The sequence below is a fragment of the Amphritea sp. genome (genome assembly GCF_048266285.1).
Taxonomy (GTDB): Bacteria; Pseudomonadota; Gammaproteobacteria; order Pseudomonadales; family Balneatricaceae; genus Amphritea.
The window spans coordinates 520,535-539,721 of the sequence record NZ_JBLWZV010000001.1 but is presented as its reverse complement, the minus strand read 5'-3'; the positions used below and the strand labels follow the sequence as shown (position 1 = coordinate 539,721).

Annotated in this window: 13 protein-coding genes; 7 read left to right on the top strand and 6 right to left on the bottom strand. The window is 49.0% G+C overall.

Features of this window, described 5'->3' with window-relative positions; translation table 11 throughout:
* Nucleotides 1–151: 151 nt before the first annotated feature.
* Together folD and ACN0T0_RS02555 are read left to right on the top strand one after the other, a co-directional pair.
* Nucleotides 152–1,003, top strand: coding sequence for a bifunctional methylenetetrahydrofolate dehydrogenase/methenyltetrahydrofolate cyclohydrolase FolD (folD, locus tag ACN0T0_RS02560; RefSeq protein ID WP_417223386.1), 852 nt, complete (start codon nt 152–154; stop codon nt 1,001–1,003).
* A 236-nt stretch (nt 1,004–1,239) separates the two neighbouring features.
* Complete coding sequence (locus ACN0T0_RS02555; RefSeq protein ID WP_417222906.1) at nt 1,240–3,375, top strand: FAD-dependent oxidoreductase; 2,136 nt, start codon at nt 1,240–1,242, stop codon at nt 3,373–3,375.
* A 314-nt stretch (nt 3,376–3,689) separates the two neighbouring features.
* On the opposite strand, the gene ACN0T0_RS02550 is transcribed toward ACN0T0_RS02555, so the two are convergent.
* The gene (locus ACN0T0_RS02550) at nt 3,690–4,535 is read right to left on the bottom strand and encodes a mechanosensitive ion channel family protein (protein WP_417222904.1); all 846 of its coding nucleotides are present in this window, start codon (nt 4,533–4,535) and stop codon (nt 3,690–3,692) included.
* A gap of 365 nt (nt 4,536–4,900) precedes the next feature.
* Here ACN0T0_RS02550 and ACN0T0_RS02545 point away from each other — a divergent pair, with 365 nt between their 5' ends.
* Both ACN0T0_RS02545 and ACN0T0_RS02540 read left to right on the top strand, forming a co-directional pair.
* Nucleotides 4,901–5,965, top strand: coding sequence for an FUSC family protein (locus ACN0T0_RS02545; RefSeq protein ID WP_417222901.1), 1,065 nt, complete (start codon nt 4,901–4,903; stop codon nt 5,963–5,965).
* 245 nt (nt 5,966–6,210) lie between these two features.
* A complete protein-coding gene (locus ACN0T0_RS02540; RefSeq protein WP_417222898.1) occupies nt 6,211–7,971 on the top strand; it encodes a diguanylate cyclase in 1,761 nt (586 codons plus the stop codon).
* A 113-nt stretch (nt 7,972–8,084) separates the two neighbouring features.
* Here the strand turns inward: ACN0T0_RS02540 and ACN0T0_RS02535 are convergent, their stop codons facing one another.
* Nucleotides 8,085–9,518 (bottom strand): aldehyde dehydrogenase family protein, encoded by a 1,434-nt coding sequence (locus ACN0T0_RS02535; RefSeq protein ID WP_417222895.1) that lies wholly within the window; start codon nt 9,516–9,518, stop codon nt 8,085–8,087.
* Nucleotides 9,519–9,894: 376 nt separating this feature from the next.
* Here ACN0T0_RS02535 and nhaD point away from each other — a divergent pair, with 376 nt between their 5' ends.
* On the top strand, nt 9,895–11,130 hold the full coding sequence (gene nhaD, locus ACN0T0_RS02530; protein ID WP_417222892.1) for a sodium:proton antiporter NhaD: 1,236 nt from the start codon (nt 9,895–9,897) through the stop codon (nt 11,128–11,130).
* Between the two features lie 134 nt (nt 11,131–11,264).
* Here nhaD and ACN0T0_RS02525 read toward each other — a convergent pair whose 3' ends face one another.
* Both ACN0T0_RS02525 and ACN0T0_RS02520 read right to left on the bottom strand, forming a co-directional pair.
* Complete coding sequence (locus ACN0T0_RS02525) at nt 11,265–13,457, bottom strand: OsmC domain/YcaO domain-containing protein (RefSeq protein WP_417222889.1); 2,193 nt, start codon at nt 13,455–13,457, stop codon at nt 11,265–11,267.
* 182 nt (nt 13,458–13,639) lie between these two features.
* Nucleotides 13,640–14,434, bottom strand: coding sequence for an AraC family transcriptional regulator (locus ACN0T0_RS02520; RefSeq protein ID WP_417222887.1), 795 nt, complete (start codon nt 14,432–14,434; stop codon nt 13,640–13,642).
* Nucleotides 14,435–14,544: 110 nt separating this feature from the next.
* Here ACN0T0_RS02520 and ACN0T0_RS02515 point away from each other — a divergent pair, with 110 nt between their 5' ends.
* A complete protein-coding gene (locus tag ACN0T0_RS02515) occupies nt 14,545–15,783 on the top strand; it encodes a YbfB/YjiJ family MFS transporter (RefSeq protein WP_417222884.1) in 1,239 nt (412 codons plus the stop codon).
* A gap of 83 nt (nt 15,784–15,866) precedes the next feature.
* Here ACN0T0_RS02515 and ACN0T0_RS02510 read toward each other — a convergent pair whose 3' ends face one another.
* Nucleotides 15,867–16,352 carry a hypothetical protein gene (locus tag ACN0T0_RS02510; RefSeq protein ID WP_417222881.1) on the bottom strand — a complete coding sequence of 162 codons (486 nt, stop codon included), beginning with the start codon at nt 16,350–16,352 and terminating at the stop codon, nt 15,867–15,869.
* Between the two features lie 347 nt (nt 16,353–16,699).
* On the opposite strand from ACN0T0_RS02510, the gene ACN0T0_RS02505 reads away from it, so the two are divergent.
* The gene (locus ACN0T0_RS02505) at nt 16,700–18,166 is read left to right on the top strand and encodes a DASS family sodium-coupled anion symporter (protein ID WP_417222879.1); all 1,467 of its coding nucleotides are present in this window, start codon (nt 16,700–16,702) and stop codon (nt 18,164–18,166) included.
* A gap of 451 nt (nt 18,167–18,617) precedes the next feature.
* Here ACN0T0_RS02505 and ACN0T0_RS02500 read toward each other — a convergent pair whose 3' ends face one another.
* Nucleotides 18,618–19,115 (bottom strand): DUF3291 domain-containing protein, encoded by a 498-nt coding sequence (locus ACN0T0_RS02500; RefSeq protein WP_417222876.1) that lies wholly within the window; start codon nt 19,113–19,115, stop codon nt 18,618–18,620.
* Nucleotides 19,116–19,187: the final 72 nt, after the last annotated feature.

Genomic DNA, 19,187 nt, shown 5'->3' with positions numbered 1-19,187 from the left:
CTATATATAGGACAGCCATTAAGCATTTAGCCCCCCACGTGCTCTAAAGCACTTTCATCCCATAGCGAGCCGCGATAGCCCTTGGAGGAATAGCGCAACCATGAGACAATCCGCGCCATCAAAATTAATGACTGGGGAAGACATTCGTAAGATGAGCGCTCAGATAATTGACGGCAAGCAGATTGCCCAAAATGTTCGCGAACAGGTAGCCGTGGGTGTTAAAGCCCGCCTTGATGCGGGTAAACGCGCCCCATGCTTGGCTGTTATCCTCGTTGGCTTCGATCCCGCCTCGCAGGTATATGTCCGAAACAAGAAAAATGCCTGTAAAGAGGTTGGCATTGAATCGGTTTCTTATGACCTACCGGCAGATACCGGCCAGCAACAGTTGCTAGATCTGGTCGATAGCCTTAACAGTAATGACCAGATCGATGGCATTTTAGTGCAGCTACCCCTGCCCGCCCACCTCGAAGCGAACGAGATTCTTGAGCGCATCCGCCCAGAAAAAGATGTTGATGGTTTCCACCCCTTCAACTTGGGCCGTCTGGCGCAACGCTTACCCGCACTGCGTCCTTGCACCCCCAAAGGGGTTATGACATTGCTGGAATCGACCGGCGAAGCGATTCGCGGTAAAGATGCGGTCATCGTTGGGGCGTCCAACATTGTTGGCCGCCCAATGACACTCGAACTACTACTGGCGGGCTGCACAACTACCACCACCCACCGCTTCACGAAGGACCTCGCTGCCCATGTACAGCGCGCCGATATCGTGGTTGTCGGTGTTGGCAGACCCGGACTGGTTAAAGGGGAATGGATTAAGCCCGGCGCTATCGTTATCGATGTGGGCATTAACCGTCTTGAAGATGGCCGCTTAGTGGGTGATGTGGATTACGCCGTTGCCGCCGAACGGGCCGGTTGGATCACCCCCGTTCCCGGAGGTGTCGGCCCAATGACCGTTGCGACACTGATGGAAAATACCCTGGAAGCGGCCAACAACAATAGCTAAGTCGCTACACTTCAACGCTGTTCCACCAAACAAGCCTTTTTCTCTCTGCCTGAGCGATAAAGGCTTTTTATGCCTAGCCAGCCGAACACCCACCATCTAACCGCCCATACTCTAACCCACTGCTGTAAAATAAACTGAACCACCCCCCGCTGAAACAATCAGTCTTTCAGGATATTTTCAGTTTACTGTGCGATTATCCCTAGCACTTACCCCACTCTTGCCAAGCAGAGCTGTTTATGAATAGTAAAAAAATCATCTTAATCGTTGTTATTGCCGCATTAATAGGTGCTTTCTTCCTGTTAGATCTCGGTAGTTACCTCAATCTAGAATATATAAAAACGCAACAAGACAGCCTGCAAAGCTGGGTCGCGGCCAATAAAGTATTAGCCATCGCGGCCTTTGTCGTGTTCTACGTACTGGTTACCGCACTGTCATTACCCGGCGCCGTCATTATGACGCTGGTCGGCGGCGCTATCTTTGGCCTCGCGACGGGCTTGATTCTGGTCTCCTTTGCTAGCGCGACCGGTGCCACCCTCGCCTTCCTGATGGCTCGCTACCTATTACGGGCACCACTGACGAATAAATTCTCTAATTACATTGACCCGATTAACCGCGGCATCGAGAAAGATGGTATCTCCTATCTCTTTACCCTGCGCTTAGTACCGCTGTTTCCGTTCTTTGTCATCAACGCGGTCATGGGCCTGACTCGCATGAAGGCAACCACCTTCTACTGGGTAAGCCAACTGGGCATGTTGCCGGGTACTGCGATCTTCGTAAACGCCGGTACACAGCTGGCCCTGATCGAACAGCCTAGCGATATCCTGTCACCAGGGCTGATTCTCTCCTTCTGCTTGCTAGGCATCTTCCCTTGGATCGCCAAGGCTATTGTCGATAAAGTGAAACAACGTAAGGTTTACAGCGGTTATACCAAGCCGAAAAAATTTGACACCAACATGGTCGTTATTGGTGCCGGTGCCGGCGGTTTGGTTACCTCTTATATCGCAGCGGCCACCAAGGCCAAAGTCACACTGATCGAGCGCCATAAAATGGGCGGCGATTGCCTTAACACCGGCTGCGTACCTTCTAAAGCCTTGATTCGTACCACCCACTTCCTTGCCGATGTCCGCGACGCGAAAGATCTGGGTATTCGCAACGCCGCTGTCGAATATGAATTTTCAGAAGTCATGGATCGGGTTCAGCGGGTTATCGAAACGATTGAGCCACACGACTCCATCGCCCGCTATGAATCCCTCGGCGTCGATTGCGTTACCGGTGATGCCTTTATTCGTAGCCCGTGGGAGGTCGAGGTCAACGGCAAAACCATTACCACGCAAAATATTGTTATCGCCACCGGCGCACGGCCTACGCTGCCAAGCATCCCCGGCATAGAACAAGTAGAGCCACTCACTTCCGATACTATTTGGGGCCTACGTCAGCGTCCTGAACGCTTACTGGTACTCGGTGCCGGCGCGATCGGCTGTGAACTGGGCCAATGTTTTGCCCGCCTCGGCAGCCAAGTCTCTATCCTCTTTCGCGGCACCCAGGTGCTTACCAAGGAAGATCAGGATGCTGCTGCGGTAGTTGAGAAACGCCTACAACAAGACGGCATCCAGATCTGCGCCAGTCATACCCCTGTGCGCTTTGAAGTCACAGACGCTGGTTTTGAGCTTGTCTGTCGCCATAACGATCAAGAAAAACGTATCGGTTTCGACAAACTACTGGTTGCCACTGGCCGTACCGCCAATGTGACCGGCTTCGGCCTCGAAGCGATGGGCATCACAGCTAAACCGGGCGGCACAATCCAAGTCGACCCTTACCTACGCACTCGCATGCCAAACATCTTAGCCTGCGGTGATGTCATTGGGCCTTTTCAGTTCACCCATGCCGCGGCTCATCAAGCGTGGTTTGCTTCAGTTAACGCGCTATTCGGCCAACTGAAGAAGTTTAAAGTAGACTACTCCCTCATTCCTTTTACCACTTACACCAGTCCAGAGGTTGCGCGTATTGGCCTGAATGAGAAGCAAGCGATTGATGAGGGTATTGCCTATGAAGCGGTGCGCTACAATCTCGAAGAGCTGGACCGAGCCATCACCGATGAAGCCGCCTACGGTTTTGTTAAAGTCTTGCTTAAACCCGGCAGCGATAAAATTATTGGTGTCACTCTTGTCGGCGAGCATGCCGCAGAGATGCTGCCAGAATTCGCCTTAGCGATGAAAAACAAACTCGGCTTAAATAAGATTCTCGGTACTATTCATGCCTACCCAACGCTCAACGAAGCCAACCGTTTTGTTGCCGGAGAGTGGAAGAAAAAACATGCGCCACAAAAGGTTCTCGCCTGGTTAGAAATCTTCCATCGCTGGAAGCGCGGCTAACTTAGAGACCACAACCTAGATACTGAAAGCGCCGCTAAACGGCGGCTTATATTGGCTTATCAAAGACTGATATTCGGACTGATAGAAACGCTGATGCGAGGGCTGTCACAAAGGCCTAGAAAGGGGCCTAGATCAGCACAAAAAAGCAGGTGTATTAAATGTTGTATTAAAAATACACCCATATCGAACCTTACTGTTGACCAAAGCAACGGTATTAAAAAAGCCCTGCCGTTATGACAGGGCTTTTTATTTTTAAGCACTTAATTATTATATATCAGAAGGTTATCTATATAACCTAATAAAATTAATGAGCTTTAAAGTTGGCTTTTTTCGTTGGTTTCATTCACCAAAATCACTTTCCGATGGGGGAATGGAATCTCGATATCATGTTCATCCAAGGCTTTCTTGATCTGCTCTGGTACTGAGTACAGCACATCAAAATAGTGCTCACCCTGACAGAAAGGTCGTACCAGAAAATCAACCGAACTGTTATTCAATGTCTCCACTTCAACAAAGGGTACTGGTGTTTTCAACACATGGGGATGGTTAGCCAAAACCGTTTCGATTACAGCCCGGGCAGCATCGATACTTTCGCCATAAGCCACCCCAAAATGCATATCCACACCACGCACATCATAGTGCGAATGATTGATAATCTGATCACCCCAGATCTGTGAATTAGGCACAATAATTTGCTGGTTATCGAATGTTTGCAGCACCGTGGTAAACATATCGATCTCCGTCACTTTACCAAACCGCCCTGCCGCATCGATAAAATCATTCACCTTGTAAGGTCGAAAAATCAGCAACATGACACCGGCGGCCAGATTCGACATCGCCCCCTGAAGCGCTAAACCAATCGCTAAACCGGCGGCACCGAGCAAGGCAACAATCGATGCGGTTTGTACGCCAAACCGATTAAGCACGGCAATCATGACAAAAGCGATAATGATATAGCGCGCCATGCTGCCTAGAAAACGAAACAGCGTATCATCGAGATGCTGATTTTTCTGACTACCGGCAACAATCATTTTGTTAACCTTGCCGGCAAACCATAATCCCAATAGCAAAATAATGATAGCCAGCAGAACATTGCTGGCCCAATCAAGCGCCACCGGAAAGTATTGGTTAATATCTAATTCATCAAGCATTTTTGACATCTTGTTATTGCCTCTAGTCATTAGTGTGTACAGCTGATGCTATTATTGCGTGATTGCGCCATCTGCAAGCCCAAAATAGCGAATAACCCACGTAATAGCGAGTTAGGTCAACAAAACCCTGCGCCTGACGCTTTTCTTACCAAAATAGCTAGGCGTATAATTAACTTGTTAACTGCTTTGCTTAACGATGACGCTAGCGACTTTACCTAGCACTACCCTGAGCGGTAACACCTTGGTGTTATCTTGACCCAAAGATTCAAGCATGACGCTCGACTAGGGTTAAACAATACCCTATGTAAACACCTTGAATCGGGGCCGCTATCAGACGGTGACTTAATTACCTTATCCAGCCTTCAGGAACGCCATTGAATAACAACGCCTCACTATCCCGACTTTACAACAGCATTAAGCCACTACTTGAGCTAAGCGATCATAAGCGACCGATTGGCTTTATACTGATCTCGGCACTGGCGGTGGGGCTACCGGGTTTGTTTGGCGCCTGGGTCGGCGATTTCCCTACCTCTATGCTGGCCTGTATGGGTGGGCTATCGGTTTTGTATATGCGGCAGACCAATATTCCCCGCCGAATGATGACTCTAGCCACCTGCGCGTTTGGCTTTGCCGTTAGTTTTGCATTAGGCGTGTTAACCAGCTTTGACCCTTACCTATCCGCCGCGACACTGACGCTGAACGTGTTTATGGTCACGGTGATCTGCCGCTTTTATTCTGTGCCGCCACCCGGAACACTGTTTTTTGTAGTCGTCGCATGCTTGGCCAGAACACTTCCCTATGATCTCTCACTGGCAGCAGAACGGGTCGGCATACTGATGTTCGGCGCGATGGACGGGTGTTTTCTCGCGCTAATCTACAGCGTCTATCAGGTTTATATATCGAAAACGTTTGTTGACCGCCCTACCGAAGCCATTGACCATCACATTCTGGCTATCAGTATCGAATCATTAGTGATCAGTCTGTTTGTGGGTGGTGGTTATTGCTTAGCCCTATTTCTACAGCTGGATAACCCCTACTGGGTTCCCATCTCCACCACTGCGATTATGCAAGGCGCGACATTCAGGGCGATCTGGCACCGCAACGTGCACCGCATCTTCGGCACGACGCTGGGCATGGGGATCGCTTGGATGATCTTTTCGCTGTCGCCCGGCCCATGGGAAACCGCTGTATTGATTTTACTACTGAGCTTTTTTATTGAGGTACTCATTACCCGTAACTACGGCCTAGCCGTACTGTTTATCACACCACTGACCGTAATCTTCGCTGATATCAATGTCCCGGCCAGTGAAACCGATCAGCTAATGCTCGCTCGCCTATTCGATATCGTTCTTGGCTGCCTCATTGGCTACCTTGGCGGCTGGGTGATACATCACCCTAAGTTTGTCGCGGCAGTAAAAAAACGGCTATCACAACGATAACCATTGCAAGGTTTACACTGGAGAACAGATTGCCCCGAAGGGGCTCTAGTCTTACTTAATCGGCAAAGATCCCTTAATCTGTCTGGCAATCCCGGGCATGAAACCCTAAAGTTATAACTAACCGGCATGCTGACACCTCCTCTTTGGTGTCATTGAATCGCTAAAGAGACCGGTTTGCGCCAAGCCCCATTGCCATTGCCATTGCAGCGCGGGCTGACGTTAGGGAGTTAAGATTAGGAGTTAAGATGAAACATTTTCTCGACACCATTTCCTCTTCTAAGCAACTCGAACGCTTTCTTAACCAACCGCAGATTCAAGCGACACTTCAGCGATCCCAGTCCGTGCTGGTGCAGGTCTTCACTGCAAGTACCGATATCGATTGGATTAACCTACTCAGCACACAGATCAAAATCCTGATCCCCCATGCCACTGTTGTCGGCACCTCCTCCGGAGGCGAGATTGCCGCCGGTAAAATCGTTGTCGAATCGACCCTGTTATCGTTGCTGTGCTTTAGCGATACAGACCTACACCTCGAACTCGTTAGCCAACCGAGTAATGAATACAGCAGCGGCGCCGATGTTGGTTCACGCCTGAGCCAGCTAGCTAACCTAAAAGGCGTCTTGCTGATGGCCACACCCACCAGCCTAGATTGTGCCCGACTGTTAGAGGGGCTAGACGACAAGCTACCGGATATCCCCGTTTTCGGCGGTGGTGCAGGCTCGGAAGGAGCCAAGGCTGAAGCCTTTATTTTTACCACTGAGGGGATCTTCAAATCGGGTTTATTAGCGGTTGGACTGCAAAGCACCTCGCTGCACCTTAAAGTCACATTACAGTTTGGCTGGGAAGCGCTAGGCCCACGCATGACCCTCACGAAGGTTGAACACAACATCATACATACCATTGATCGCAAGCCTGCTTTTAAGGTCTATAGCCAACATTTCAATATCACCTCCGATGATGAGTTATTCCTGCTAGAGTTCCCATTACTCATCGAGCGCAATGGCCATACCTTGGCACGCAACCCCACCGCCACCAATCGATCTGGCGAGGTGTCGATGATCGCCGATGTTAAACAGGGTGAAACGGCTCGGTTAGGTTATCTTAATGTCGATACTGTCATAACAGACACCGAAACCACACTCAATGTGCTCCACCTGTTTCAGCCGGATGCGATTCTGCTCTATTCCTGCGTCTGTCGGCGCTTCTTTTTGCAACAAGAAACCGAGCTAGAAACCCGCCCCTTTCAGCATCTAGCCCCTACTGCCGGTTTATTTACCTACGGCGAATTCATCCGCCTAAGCGGTAAAATTCAATTACTCAACTCTAGCCAAGTCGCCGTGGCCTTGCGTGAGGATGATGACTCCCTGCCTATGAAGGCCCCGAGCGCCCTGAAGCACAAAACCATGAATCAAAGCAGAACGCGACATGCTCGCATCACCAGTCGATTACTGCAGTTCGTCAACACCTTGACCGAAGAAGTCGATGAGGCGAATCGTTTACTCAAACACCAAGCGGAGCACGACCCGCTCACCGGCGCGTTTAACCGCCAGGGCTTACTCGGCAAACAACTTGAAGAGATGTCGAGAGCCGTGCGTCATGGACACTCACTGTCCATCCTGATGCTCGATATCGACCACTTTAAACGGATTAATGATCAGTTTGGCCATATTACCGGTGACTTTGTACTGAAGAAGGTCGTGGACACCCTGCATAACAATTTGCGCAAACACGATCTGCTGTTCCGCTACGGAGGCGAGGAGTTCGTTATTCTGCTTCCTGAGATCGATCTTAGCTGTGCTTTGATGGCCGCCGAAAAACTGCGCAGTAAAATTGAGGACCTATCGCTGACCTATAATGACCAATGCCTGCCCCCCGTGACTGTCTCTATCGGCGTAGTCTCTACACCCCAAGATGGCACTGTGTTACCGGATTTAATGGAAGCCGTCGATAGCGCCCTCTATCGCGCTAAGGAGAACGGTCGCAACCGCGTTGAACATATCGACTAAATTGCCCTGCCAATAGGCAGAGCAAAAGAAGCTTTCACACATACGAGGCACAAAAAAAGGGGCGTACCGATACGCCCCTTTAATCATCTAACTATCACCGTAACCGGGTTGAATCAGTTCCAACCACTGACCGCTTTAACTTCAAGGAAGTCTTCAAGCCCCCAAACACCGCCCTCACGACCGTTGCCTGATTGCTTATAACCACCAAAGGGTGAGCCAGCACCTAAGAATGTGCCATTGATCTGCACCATACCGGCACGCAATTTACGCGCCACACGATTGGCTTTTTCACTATCCTGTGACTGCACATAGTGAGTCAGGCCATAAGGGCTGTCATTGGCAATGCTGATCGCTTCCTCTTCGGTATCAAAAGGAATCAGCACCAAGACAGGCCCAAACACCTCTTCACGGGCGATGGTCATCTGGTTATGAATATCCGCAAACACGGTTGGTCTAACGTAATAGCCCTTTTCTAGCCCTTCAGGCTTACCCAGACCGCCCGCTACCAGCCGGCCGCCTTCATTAATACCCTGCTCAATCAAACCTTGGATCTTGTCATACTGCATCTGTGAGACCACCGGACCAATATGGTGTCCTTCCAGTGATGCGGTATTCACAGCGGTTTTATTCGCCGTTTCTGCAGCAATAGCAACCGCTTGCTCGTAAAGGCTACGCTCCACCAGCATACGGGTCGGCGCATTACAGGATTGTCCACTGTTATTAAAGCAGTGACGCACGCCCCGCATAACCGCCTTCTCATCAGCATCGGCAAAAACAATATTAGCGCCCTTACCGCCCAACTCTAACGCTACCCGCTTAACGGTATCGGCAGCGTTTTTAGTAATGGCGATGCCCGCCCGAGTCGATCCAGTAAAGGACACCATATCCACTTCAGGATGGCCCGACAGCTGCGAACCCACACCCAGTCCATCACCGTTTACTAAATTAAAAACACCCGCAGGGAAACCGGCCTGATCGATCATCTCAGCAAACAGCAGCGATGACAGTGGCGCAATTTCAGAGGGTTTTAATACCATAGTGCAACCGGCAGCGAGTGCCGCCACAACTTTCAATGTCACCTGATTCATCGGCCAGTTCCACGGCGTAATCAGGGCACACACACCGATCGCTTCGTGCAAGATACGGTTATCCGGCGCATGATCACCCAACGGCTGATCAAATTCATACCCTTTCAGCGCACGAATCAGGTTTTTAATATGGGAAGAACCAGCGCCACACTGGGAAGTACTCGCCAGCGCAATTGGTGCCCCCATTTCGGTAGAAATAGCACGCGCCATCTCGTCGGCACGCTCGTTGTAAATCGTCTGTAATTTTTCTAACAGTACCAGTCGCTCGGCCTTGCTCGTTTGGCTCCAGCTATCGAATGCCTGACGCGCAGCAGCAACAGCGGTGTTGGTATCAGCCTCGTCCCCTAAAGAGATCACCGCACACACTTCTTCGGTGGATGGATCAATCACATCAAAATCATGGCTCGCCTGCGGAGCAACCCACTGACCATCAATATAAAACTGACGTTTATCTAACATCTTTGTTCTTCCTTATTGCGACACAACCAAAAATTAACGCTTAAACATCAACTAGCTAGACAATATTTTAGCCAATTTAACTCAATACTCTATTCACACAACCGAGTTAGACACCCTGAATCGACAAACGTTACCCTGCGGCGGAACGAGCTAAACAATCACGTACCAAAATCACCATCACAGCAACCTAAAACGGCCACTACGGTTTAACGGATATTTCCGCGCTACGCAAGTAAATACCGACCAAAGGTCCTATAAAGCGTTCTAAAAGTCGTAATCCCTATTTTCTTATCCCCTAGAACGTTTTATCTATTGTATTGACCTCCTACAAAAGTACAAAATAGCCGCCTTATAAAATTTAAACGTGGGACTAACAATGCATTCTCTGCTATTGGGCCTGATTATCCTCGCCTTTGTGCTGATCGTTTTTGAAGATGTTGTCCATCTGAATAAAGCAAAATCAACACTTTTTATCGGCACCTTGGTCTGGATCCTTGCCTTTGTCTTCCCTGAAAAATCGCCCCAAGCGATACAGGAAGCACTCAACGAACAACTGCTTGATATTGCCATTCTCTGGCTTTTCTTAATGGCTGCGATGACCTTCGTCGCCTACCTTAACGAAAAAGGCCTGATTACCCAGTTGGTTTACCGACTCCTGCCCAGTGAACTTAAGCTCAGCACCCTAATGATTCTGATCGCCTTGCTAGGCTTGATGTTTTCATCCTTGGCGGACAACATCACCGCCTCGCTGATCATGCTATCGCTGTTGGCATCACTGAAGCTAGAAACCAAAGATACTCTCAAGTTTGCCGCACTGATTGTCTTTGCGGTTAACTCCGGTGGCGTCTCACTGATTACCGGTGACGTCACCACGCTGATGATATTCCTTAACGGCAAGGTCTCCATTCTTAATCTGCTACTGCTAATACTGCCAGCCATCACCGGTGTGGCGATTCTGGCATTGATATTGATGCGTGGCTGTAATGAAGTAATCACCCTGCCGAAATTTAAACGGCCGATCTCCGCCGGTGACAAACTGATTGCGGCGCTATTTCTACTGACTATTATCAGCACACTCGCCTTTAGCGTACTGTTTTCAGTACCGCCGGTGCTGACCTTCCTGTTCGGTTTGGCGCTGATGTTTATCGTCCATCAGGTGATTTTCCGTAAGGAGCAAAACCCCAACGTTCTAGAATATGTCCGCGAGATCGAGTTTGATACCCTGCTGTTCTTCCTTGGGGTGCTGCTACTCGTGGGAATGCTCAAAGAGCTGTCGGTGCTGGAGTTACTGCCAGAACTCTACACCATGATGCCGGCGATCTATGCCAACTATATTATCGGTATACTGTCAGCCTTCGTTGATAACGTGCCACTCACTGCAGCGATTCTGCAATCGGATATTCCGATGACCAAAGGCGAATGGTTAGGATTGACCTATGCCGTGGGGGTTGGTGGTTCTATTCTGATCGTCGGGTCGGCGGCCGGTGTTATCGCCCTCAGTAAGCTACAAGAGTTGTCGTTTATCAGCTACCTACGCTTTATTCACTGGCTGCTGGTGGCTTACACCTGTGGTTATCTGGCGGTGATGTTCCTGACGAACCTCGTGCTCTGATACAGCCGATAAAATAGAGTAGCACCTTGATAAGACGATCCCTGTTTTATCAGGCAAAAAAAACAGCGGCTAACACCGCTGTTTTTTTTGTTTATACCTCAGCCAACAGGCAAGCAGTCAGACCCGCTAATCGATCAGATGGCGATACCGGCCTTATCTGCCCGTAAACGGTGCAGTTTTTGATAGCTCTCAATCAGTTTTAGATGACGATCCAAACCGCTTAGTTTGGTATCCGTTGGCGCCAAGCCAAAGAAACGCACGTCTCCGGCGACGGACCCCACCACATTCTCCATCACCTCAGCACCAAACATACGACGCAGATTCAACAGGTAATCGTCCAGCGCGAGATCTTCATCCAGCACAATCACTAGCACCGCATTCATCGCCTGATAGAACAACCCGCGTTCAACGGTATTGTCGTTATATTGTAGGAAGCTTTCCACCAGCTCTAACGCGGCTTCATGCTCGCCCAGTGCGAGATAGATAAGAACCTTCAGCTCCAGAATCGTCAACTGACCCCACACGGTGTTCTCATCAAACTCGATGCCGATCAGGGTTTTAATATCGGTGTAGTTATCTTCTTCGCTGTCTTCAAGACGTTCGACCAAATCAGCCAGCTGCTCGTCATCCAAGCGATGTAGATTAAGAATATCTGTGCGAAACTGAATCGCTTTGTTGGTGTTATCCCAAACCAAGTCTTCTACCGGATAGACCTCAGAATAGCCCGGCACCAGAATCCGACAAGCCGAGGCGCCGAGATCATCAAAGGTAGCGATATAGACCTCTTTTTCGAGTTCTTCGAGAATCGCCATTAAGCGGTTGCTCTCTTCTTCATTGGTGCCCGAGAAATCCCACTCGCAAAACTCATAATCGTGGCAAGCACTGAAGAAACGCCAAGAGATAACCCCTGTTGAATCAATAAAGTGTTCGACAAAGTTATTCGGCTCAGTCACCGCTAGACTGTTAAAAGTCGGCGGCGGCACATCATTTAGACCCTCGAAGCTGCGGCCCTGTAATAATTCGGTCAAACTGCGCTCGAGTGCCACTTCAAAGCTTGGGTGGGCACCAAAGGAAGCAAAGACGCCGCCAGTGCGCGGATTCATCAGAGTGACGCACATGACTGGGAACTGACCGCCCAAAGACGCATCTTTCACCAGTACCGGAAACCCCTGCTCTTCCAGCCCTTTAATACCGGCGACAATCTGTGGGTACTGCGCCAATACCGCTTCAGGCACATCGGGAAGGACAATTTCTTCCTCAATAATCTGCCGCTTAACCGCCCGCTCAAAAATCTCAGACAGACACTGAACCTGAGCTTCATGGATATTATTACCCGCACTCATACCATTACTAAGGAACAGGTTCTCTAACAGGTTTGACGGAAAATAAACCGTTTGCTGATCAGACTGACGCACATAGGGCAAGGCACAGATACCCCGCGCCACGTTACCTGAGTTGGTATCGATTAAGTTAGAGCCACGCAGTTCATCATCAGGGTTATAAATCGCCAGACAGTAATCATCCAACAAGCCATCGGGAATGCTGTCATCCTCGGTCAGTTTGAACCACTGTTCATTGGGATAGTGAACAAATGCACTGTTAGCGATCTCTTCACCGAAATACTGATCGTTGTAGAAGAAGTTACAGCTGGCTCGCTCGATAAACTCACCGAGAGCAGAACAGAGAGCGCTCTCTTTAGTCGCCCCTTTGCCGTTGGTAAAACACATCGGCGACGAAGCATCCCGTATATGTAATGACCAGACATTCGGCACGATATTACGCCATGAAGAGATCTCAATTTTCATCCCTAAGCGCTCGAGGATACCGGTCATATTGGCGATGGTTTTTTCCAACGGTAGGTCTTTACCCAAGATCATGGTGTTGGCGGTATCATCAGCAACGCCCATCGCCATGATCGAGGCATCAGCATCGAGATTTTCAACTGTCTCGATTCTAAATTCAGGCCCCTGCTGCACCACTTTCTTGACGGTACAACGATCGATCGAACGGATAATACCGGTGCGATCCCGCTCTGAGATCGTATCTGGCAGCTCTACCTGAATCTGAAAAATCTGGTTATAACGGTTTTCAGGATCAACAATATTATTCTGCGACAGACGGATATCGTCCGTTGGAATATCCCGAGACTGGCAGTAAACCTTAACGAAATACGCTGCACACAGGGCAGAGGATGCCAAAAAGTAATCAAATGGACCGGGCGCAGAACCATCCCCTTTATAGCGAATCGGCTGATCGGCGGTGACGGTGAAATCATCAAACTTCGCTTCAAGCCTGAGATTGTCTAAAAAATTAACTTTGATTTCCATCTGAATACTATTTCCGGGATCGTTTAAGCAAAATGGTAGGTCTGTCGATGTTTTAACGAAAGCTTAAAACACAAAACAGTTCAGCCCGGCAGGCTGCCTCTAATTGGCGGGCATTTTAACACTAATTAAGAAGTGAAAACGAAGACAATCTCAACACGCCTTATCCCGCCCTGTTGCAGCCCTTAATCCGCTTGTCGTCCACGATTGCGATACTGTGCTGGTGCCATACCAAACTGCTCTCTAAACATATAGATAAAGGGCGAAGGTGAGCTGTAACCAAGTTCCAGTGCGATCTGAGTCACACTGTGGCCCGCATTCAACAATTCAAGCGCCTGCATCAAGCGTAACTGTAAGCGCCACTGTTTTAATGACATACCGGTTTCACGGCGAAAACGACGGTCTAGTGTACGTAGAGAAACGGCCAATGACGCGGCAAGCTGCTCTGATGTTTCCACCTGATCAGGCTCGCGATAAAGCCGATGACATAGGGCCGTTAAATCAGGACTTACCGGCCAAGGCAGATAACGATCATCCCGTTCGAGACAACCTAACGCTTGCAACAGCAACTGCATCAGGTCATTTTCATAAGAATCTAAGGGGTATTCCGCGTCAAACTCAGCGGCTTCTAAGATCAACTCGCGAATCAGCGGCGTTATATGCAGCACCGTGGCCCGGTCGGCAATCCCTTGGTAGTCCTTATCAATATACAGACTTTTTAGATCCGCACCATATTCAGTAAACACCCGATGCTGACAACCACAAGGCAACCAGATCGCCTGCTCCGGCGGTATAAAGTAACGCTCACCGGTTAGATCAACCACCAGCACACCGGACACGGCATACAACAACTGATGCCAATGATGACGATGGGCAGGAAAGTAATGCCCAGCAGGCATCTCCTCCTGACGCACATACACGTCCCGAGGCAACGATTGCATACTGAGTAAGCTGAGTTCATGAGCGGAGCGACGATCCATACTAAATTGTCCAGTTTTATATATATTTTGTCATTTTATAGAAAGATAACAAAAACCACATGCGCTAACCTGTGTACTCTGCAAAAGTGAACAGCGATAGGAGAGCTAAAATGGCCGAGATTAGTAAAAACCGCATGTTACTCACCTGCGTGTTAGCCGTCGTCGCAACGATTGGCATCGCCCGTTTTGCCTACACGCCAATGATTCCCGAAATGGCTAAAGAGGTCGGCTTGAGTGAATCACTGGCCGGTTATCTGGCCGCCGCCAATTATGCGGGTTACCTTAGCGGCGCACTGCTCATCTCCTTTATCCATAATATCGCGCTAAAAGCCCGTCTGTTTCGGTTAGGATTATTCGTTGCCATCGTTACCAGCCTCGCCATGGGACTGACCACTCAAGAACCGCTTTGGTATCTGCTACGTTACCTCTCGGGGTTAAGCAGTTCGGCTGGTATGTTACTCGGTGGCGGTCTGCTGATGCATTGGCTGATGAAGCGGAACCATAAAGCCGAACTAGGGATCTTCTTCTCGGGGCTAGGGATCGGCATCGCCATCACAGCGGTATTATCTATCTTAATCAAAGATCACTTCAGTTGGGATCAACAATGGTGTATTTACGCCCTCGTCACACTGCTATTAATTGTGCCGGTGTGGCAGTGGCTACCGGATTTTAGTGCAGAACAATCTTTGGCGAAACACAGCCAACATCACATTCCGCTCCCTCGCAGCTTCATGCCGGTGCTGCAGCTGAGTTATTTCTGCGCGGGCTTTGGCTATGTTATCTCAGCGACTTTTTTGATCAGTATCGCCGAAAGCATCGACGCCCTCGCCGGACAAGGTTGGATTATTTGGCTGATAGCTGGCTTAAGCTGCGCCCCGGCCAGCGCCCTATGGGATAAAGTCGCTAACACCACCGGTCAGTGGCAAGCCATTTTTATCGCCTATCTACTTAACGCCCTGAGCATTCTGATACTGCTTTTAAGCCACCACCTCTTGGCGGTGATACTCAGTGCGATGATTTACGGTGCCAGCTTTATCGGTATCGTCAGCATGATGTTATCTATGGTGGGTCGCTTATTCCCAGACAACCCTTCGAAACCGATGAGCCGCTTAACCTTCAGCTACGGTGCGTCACAAATGCTCGCCCCCGCACTGGTTGGCTATCTAGCCGAAGCCGACGGCAATTTTGATAACGGTTTAATCATTACCCTATGCGTCATGATGATCGGCAGCGGGGCCATACTATTCGCGCGACATATTGAAAAAAACAAAGACCAAACCAGTGAGCCGGATAACAACCTCATGGGCGCCATTGACGCTAGAATCACCATCCCTATTGCTGATAAATAACATTAGTTTTATAAAATAAACTATTGATTAATAATATTTTAAAAACAACAATGGCTTTTGAAAATGCGGCTTCAGCCCTTACCCTAAAGCTGCGACAATACCCTAGCAACATCGATATCAAAGGCATCAATCAAGCGCTCGGTTGTGCCGTTTTGGAGATAGCCCTTAAGTGCAAACAGTTCAACAGAGAGCAGCAAGCGGTTATTGCCATCCAACTGATTAAACAAAACCTCATCGATCACAACCCGCACATACACCTTAGTTGGCGGGCCTTGTTCGGCCTGCAGCGCAATACAAGAGAACCCCGCTTGAGTACGTTTGGTCACATCGAGTACATCATCAAAACACCGGGTGTAGTTAACCGAAAAGCCCTGTTCAACTAAGAAAGCATGAATAAAGCCCAACGCCAGCACATAATGCTTATCCGCTGCTTGGAATTGCTGATGATAGGCTCGCACGAGGGCTTTTGGCGGCTCACCCTTGACGCCAATCTCCTGATCGGCGGCCGGATACGGCTCTGAACAACCCACCAAAAAAACGATCACCAACAGCATAAAAACACGTTTCATCACCACTCCAGTAAACAATCAGGCTACAAAATTCGCTTTAAATTGAACACTCTGTGCTGAACAACCTGAGCATAAAAACACCCAAAATACGCAAAATATAGCACGACCGGCAGGACTGTTTATCTAAGCCCGGCTTAGCCTTGTATTTTAAACCTATCAACGGCATTATTTCGCCGCTTCGATGAGGCTATTTTCCTCTACTCAGAGGTGAATTATTCAACCAGCCCCCAAATAGAACCTGTTTTATTGCTATTGATATGATTTTCATCGCCACTTAAGACTAATATGAAACAAACACCGCCCTTCTTTACCCAATGTCTATTTTTCTCATCACTAAGGAGACCGCTATGAAAGGCACAGAGATCAAAGTAGTTCCTGGCCTGTTCGCAATTGCCATCATCCTTTTCCTCTGGTTTGCTATTGCTCCGCCACAAGGGGTATCAGCCAACGCATGGCATCTATTGGCACTGTTCGTCGGTACGGTAGTCGCCATCATTGGTAAAGCAATGCCCATTGGTGCTATCGCTATTTTAGCCATCACCTCGGTCGCACTGACAGGCGTCACCAACGACAGCCCTTCAGGGGCGATCAAAGATGCCCTGAGTGGCTTTTCTAACTCATTAATCTGGCTGATTGGTATTGCTATTATTATCTCTCGCGGCTTAGCGAAAACCGGCTTAGGCAATCGTATTGGCTATTACTTCATATCCCTATTCGGCCGAAAAACCATTGGTATTGGCTATGCGTTGGCACTTTCTGAGCTGGTCATTGCACCGGTAACTCCCAGTAATACAGCGCGGGGTGGCGGTATTATTCATCCCATAATGAAGTCTATCGCGACCAGTTTTGGCTCCACTCCTGAAGCCGGTACATCACGCAAAATTGGTCACTACCTTGCGTTGGTTAACTATCATATCAACCCAATAACATCAGCAATGTTCATTACCGCTACTGCACCAAACCCTTTAATCGTCAAATTCATTGCCGATGCCACCGGCGCCAATATCAGCATTACATGGAGCACTTGGGCGCTGGCAGCACTCCTTCCGGGACTAGTTTGTATTGCGTTGGTGCCGTTAGTCGTCTATGCCATTTACCCTCCCGAAATCAAAAGTACCCCCGACGCCCGCACTTATGCGAAAGCAAAGCTGACCGAAATGGGACCAATGAGTTACGGTGAAAAAGTCATGATCAGCGTATTTGCCCTGCTATTACTCTTGTGGGCCAGTGTGCCTGCAATGATTTTTGGTGATGCCTATGCAGTTAATACCACCGCCGTGGCATTTTTAGGTCTTTCTATTTTGCTGGTGAGCGGGGTTTTAAGCTGGCAGGATGTGCTTACAGAGAAATCGGCTTGGGATACCGTTGTCTGGTTCTCTGCGCTGGTGATGATGGCAACTTTTCTTAATAAACTAGGCCTAGTCGCTTGGTTTTCTGGCGTGGTCGAAAATAATATAGCTCAACTCGGTCTTGACTGGACGCTCTCTGCAATCATCTTAGTCGCTGTTTATTTTTACGCACACTATTTCTTTGCCAGCACAACTGCCCACATTACCGCGATGTTTGCCGCCTTCTATGCCGCAGGGTTAGCACTCGGTGCACCACCCCTCTATCTAGGCTTATTACTCGCCGGTGCATCTTCGTTAATGATGTCACTCACCCATTACGCCACCGGCACCTCGCCAATTATATTTGGTTCAGGTTATGTCTCAATGGAAAACTGGTGGCTAATGGGCTTTATTATGAGTGTGGTCAATCTAGCCGTCTGGGGAATCGTCGGCGGCCTGTGGTGGAAATTATTAGGCTACTGGTAAAGAAAGTGACTTAATCAAGGACTCAATTAACGCATGGCTAACACAGCTATGCGTTAATCATTACGTCTCATTCACACTCCGCGAAGCAACATGAAAACAGATAAACCAGCCTTAACTATGGATAGGGTATTTAAATTAGAAAACATGAAACGCTCGTATTACGGGGCCTCTAGGCTATCTCGCATAAGCATAAATAGGAGCGTCGATCACACTGGCGACAGACAAAACAGCCTCATGTTGAGCTAAACATGACACATTGATTTACAGTAGCAGCATGATAGCAACTCTTCACATGACACTGCGAGCAGCCACAATAGGCTAATATCAGCGCCAAACCTTAAGCGAAATATCCTAGGCAACATAACACTGATGATAAGCACCGTCCCAACCGGAGCGTCCGGTGGCAGTCGTAGATTGGAACGAACTTAAATTGACGAGCTTGATTGAGAGGTTAAGTGGCTGGAAATTCACCATCCAGAGTATCGGTTAGCCCACTAGCGAATTCACTGGGCGCCGAGAAGGCTTTTTTGAACAAGAAAGCGTCGGCGGTTGGGCCCTGTTTTCGCAAAGTGTTCAGTTTTTGCGCGGCCTCTTCGACTGACGGTATGTGACCGGCTGGCACCCACCAAAGCACCATATAGGCTTCGCCCATTCTGCTAAACCACTCTTTCTTGCGGCGCATGATCTCGACGTGGGCAGTCCGGTAAACGTAATTATGTAAATCCTCGACCGAATCCCAGAGAGAAAGATTCACAATTTGATCAGAACCGAAGTAATCAATACCGGTGGCATCACCCTCTTCGGTTTGCAGCCTCCAAACAAACCCTGGAGACTCCTCTGCCAACGCGTTGATCCTGTTCAGATTCGCAACAAAATCTGAAAGCTGCGGAGAATCAACCGGCGCCAAAAGCTTGGCGATGTTGAGTTGCGCAATATGATACTGACTCACACCTTTCTCCCTAAAAACACTTAAGACCTCAACTAACTGCGCACGTTAGCACGTCCAGCGACGAAGTGATGC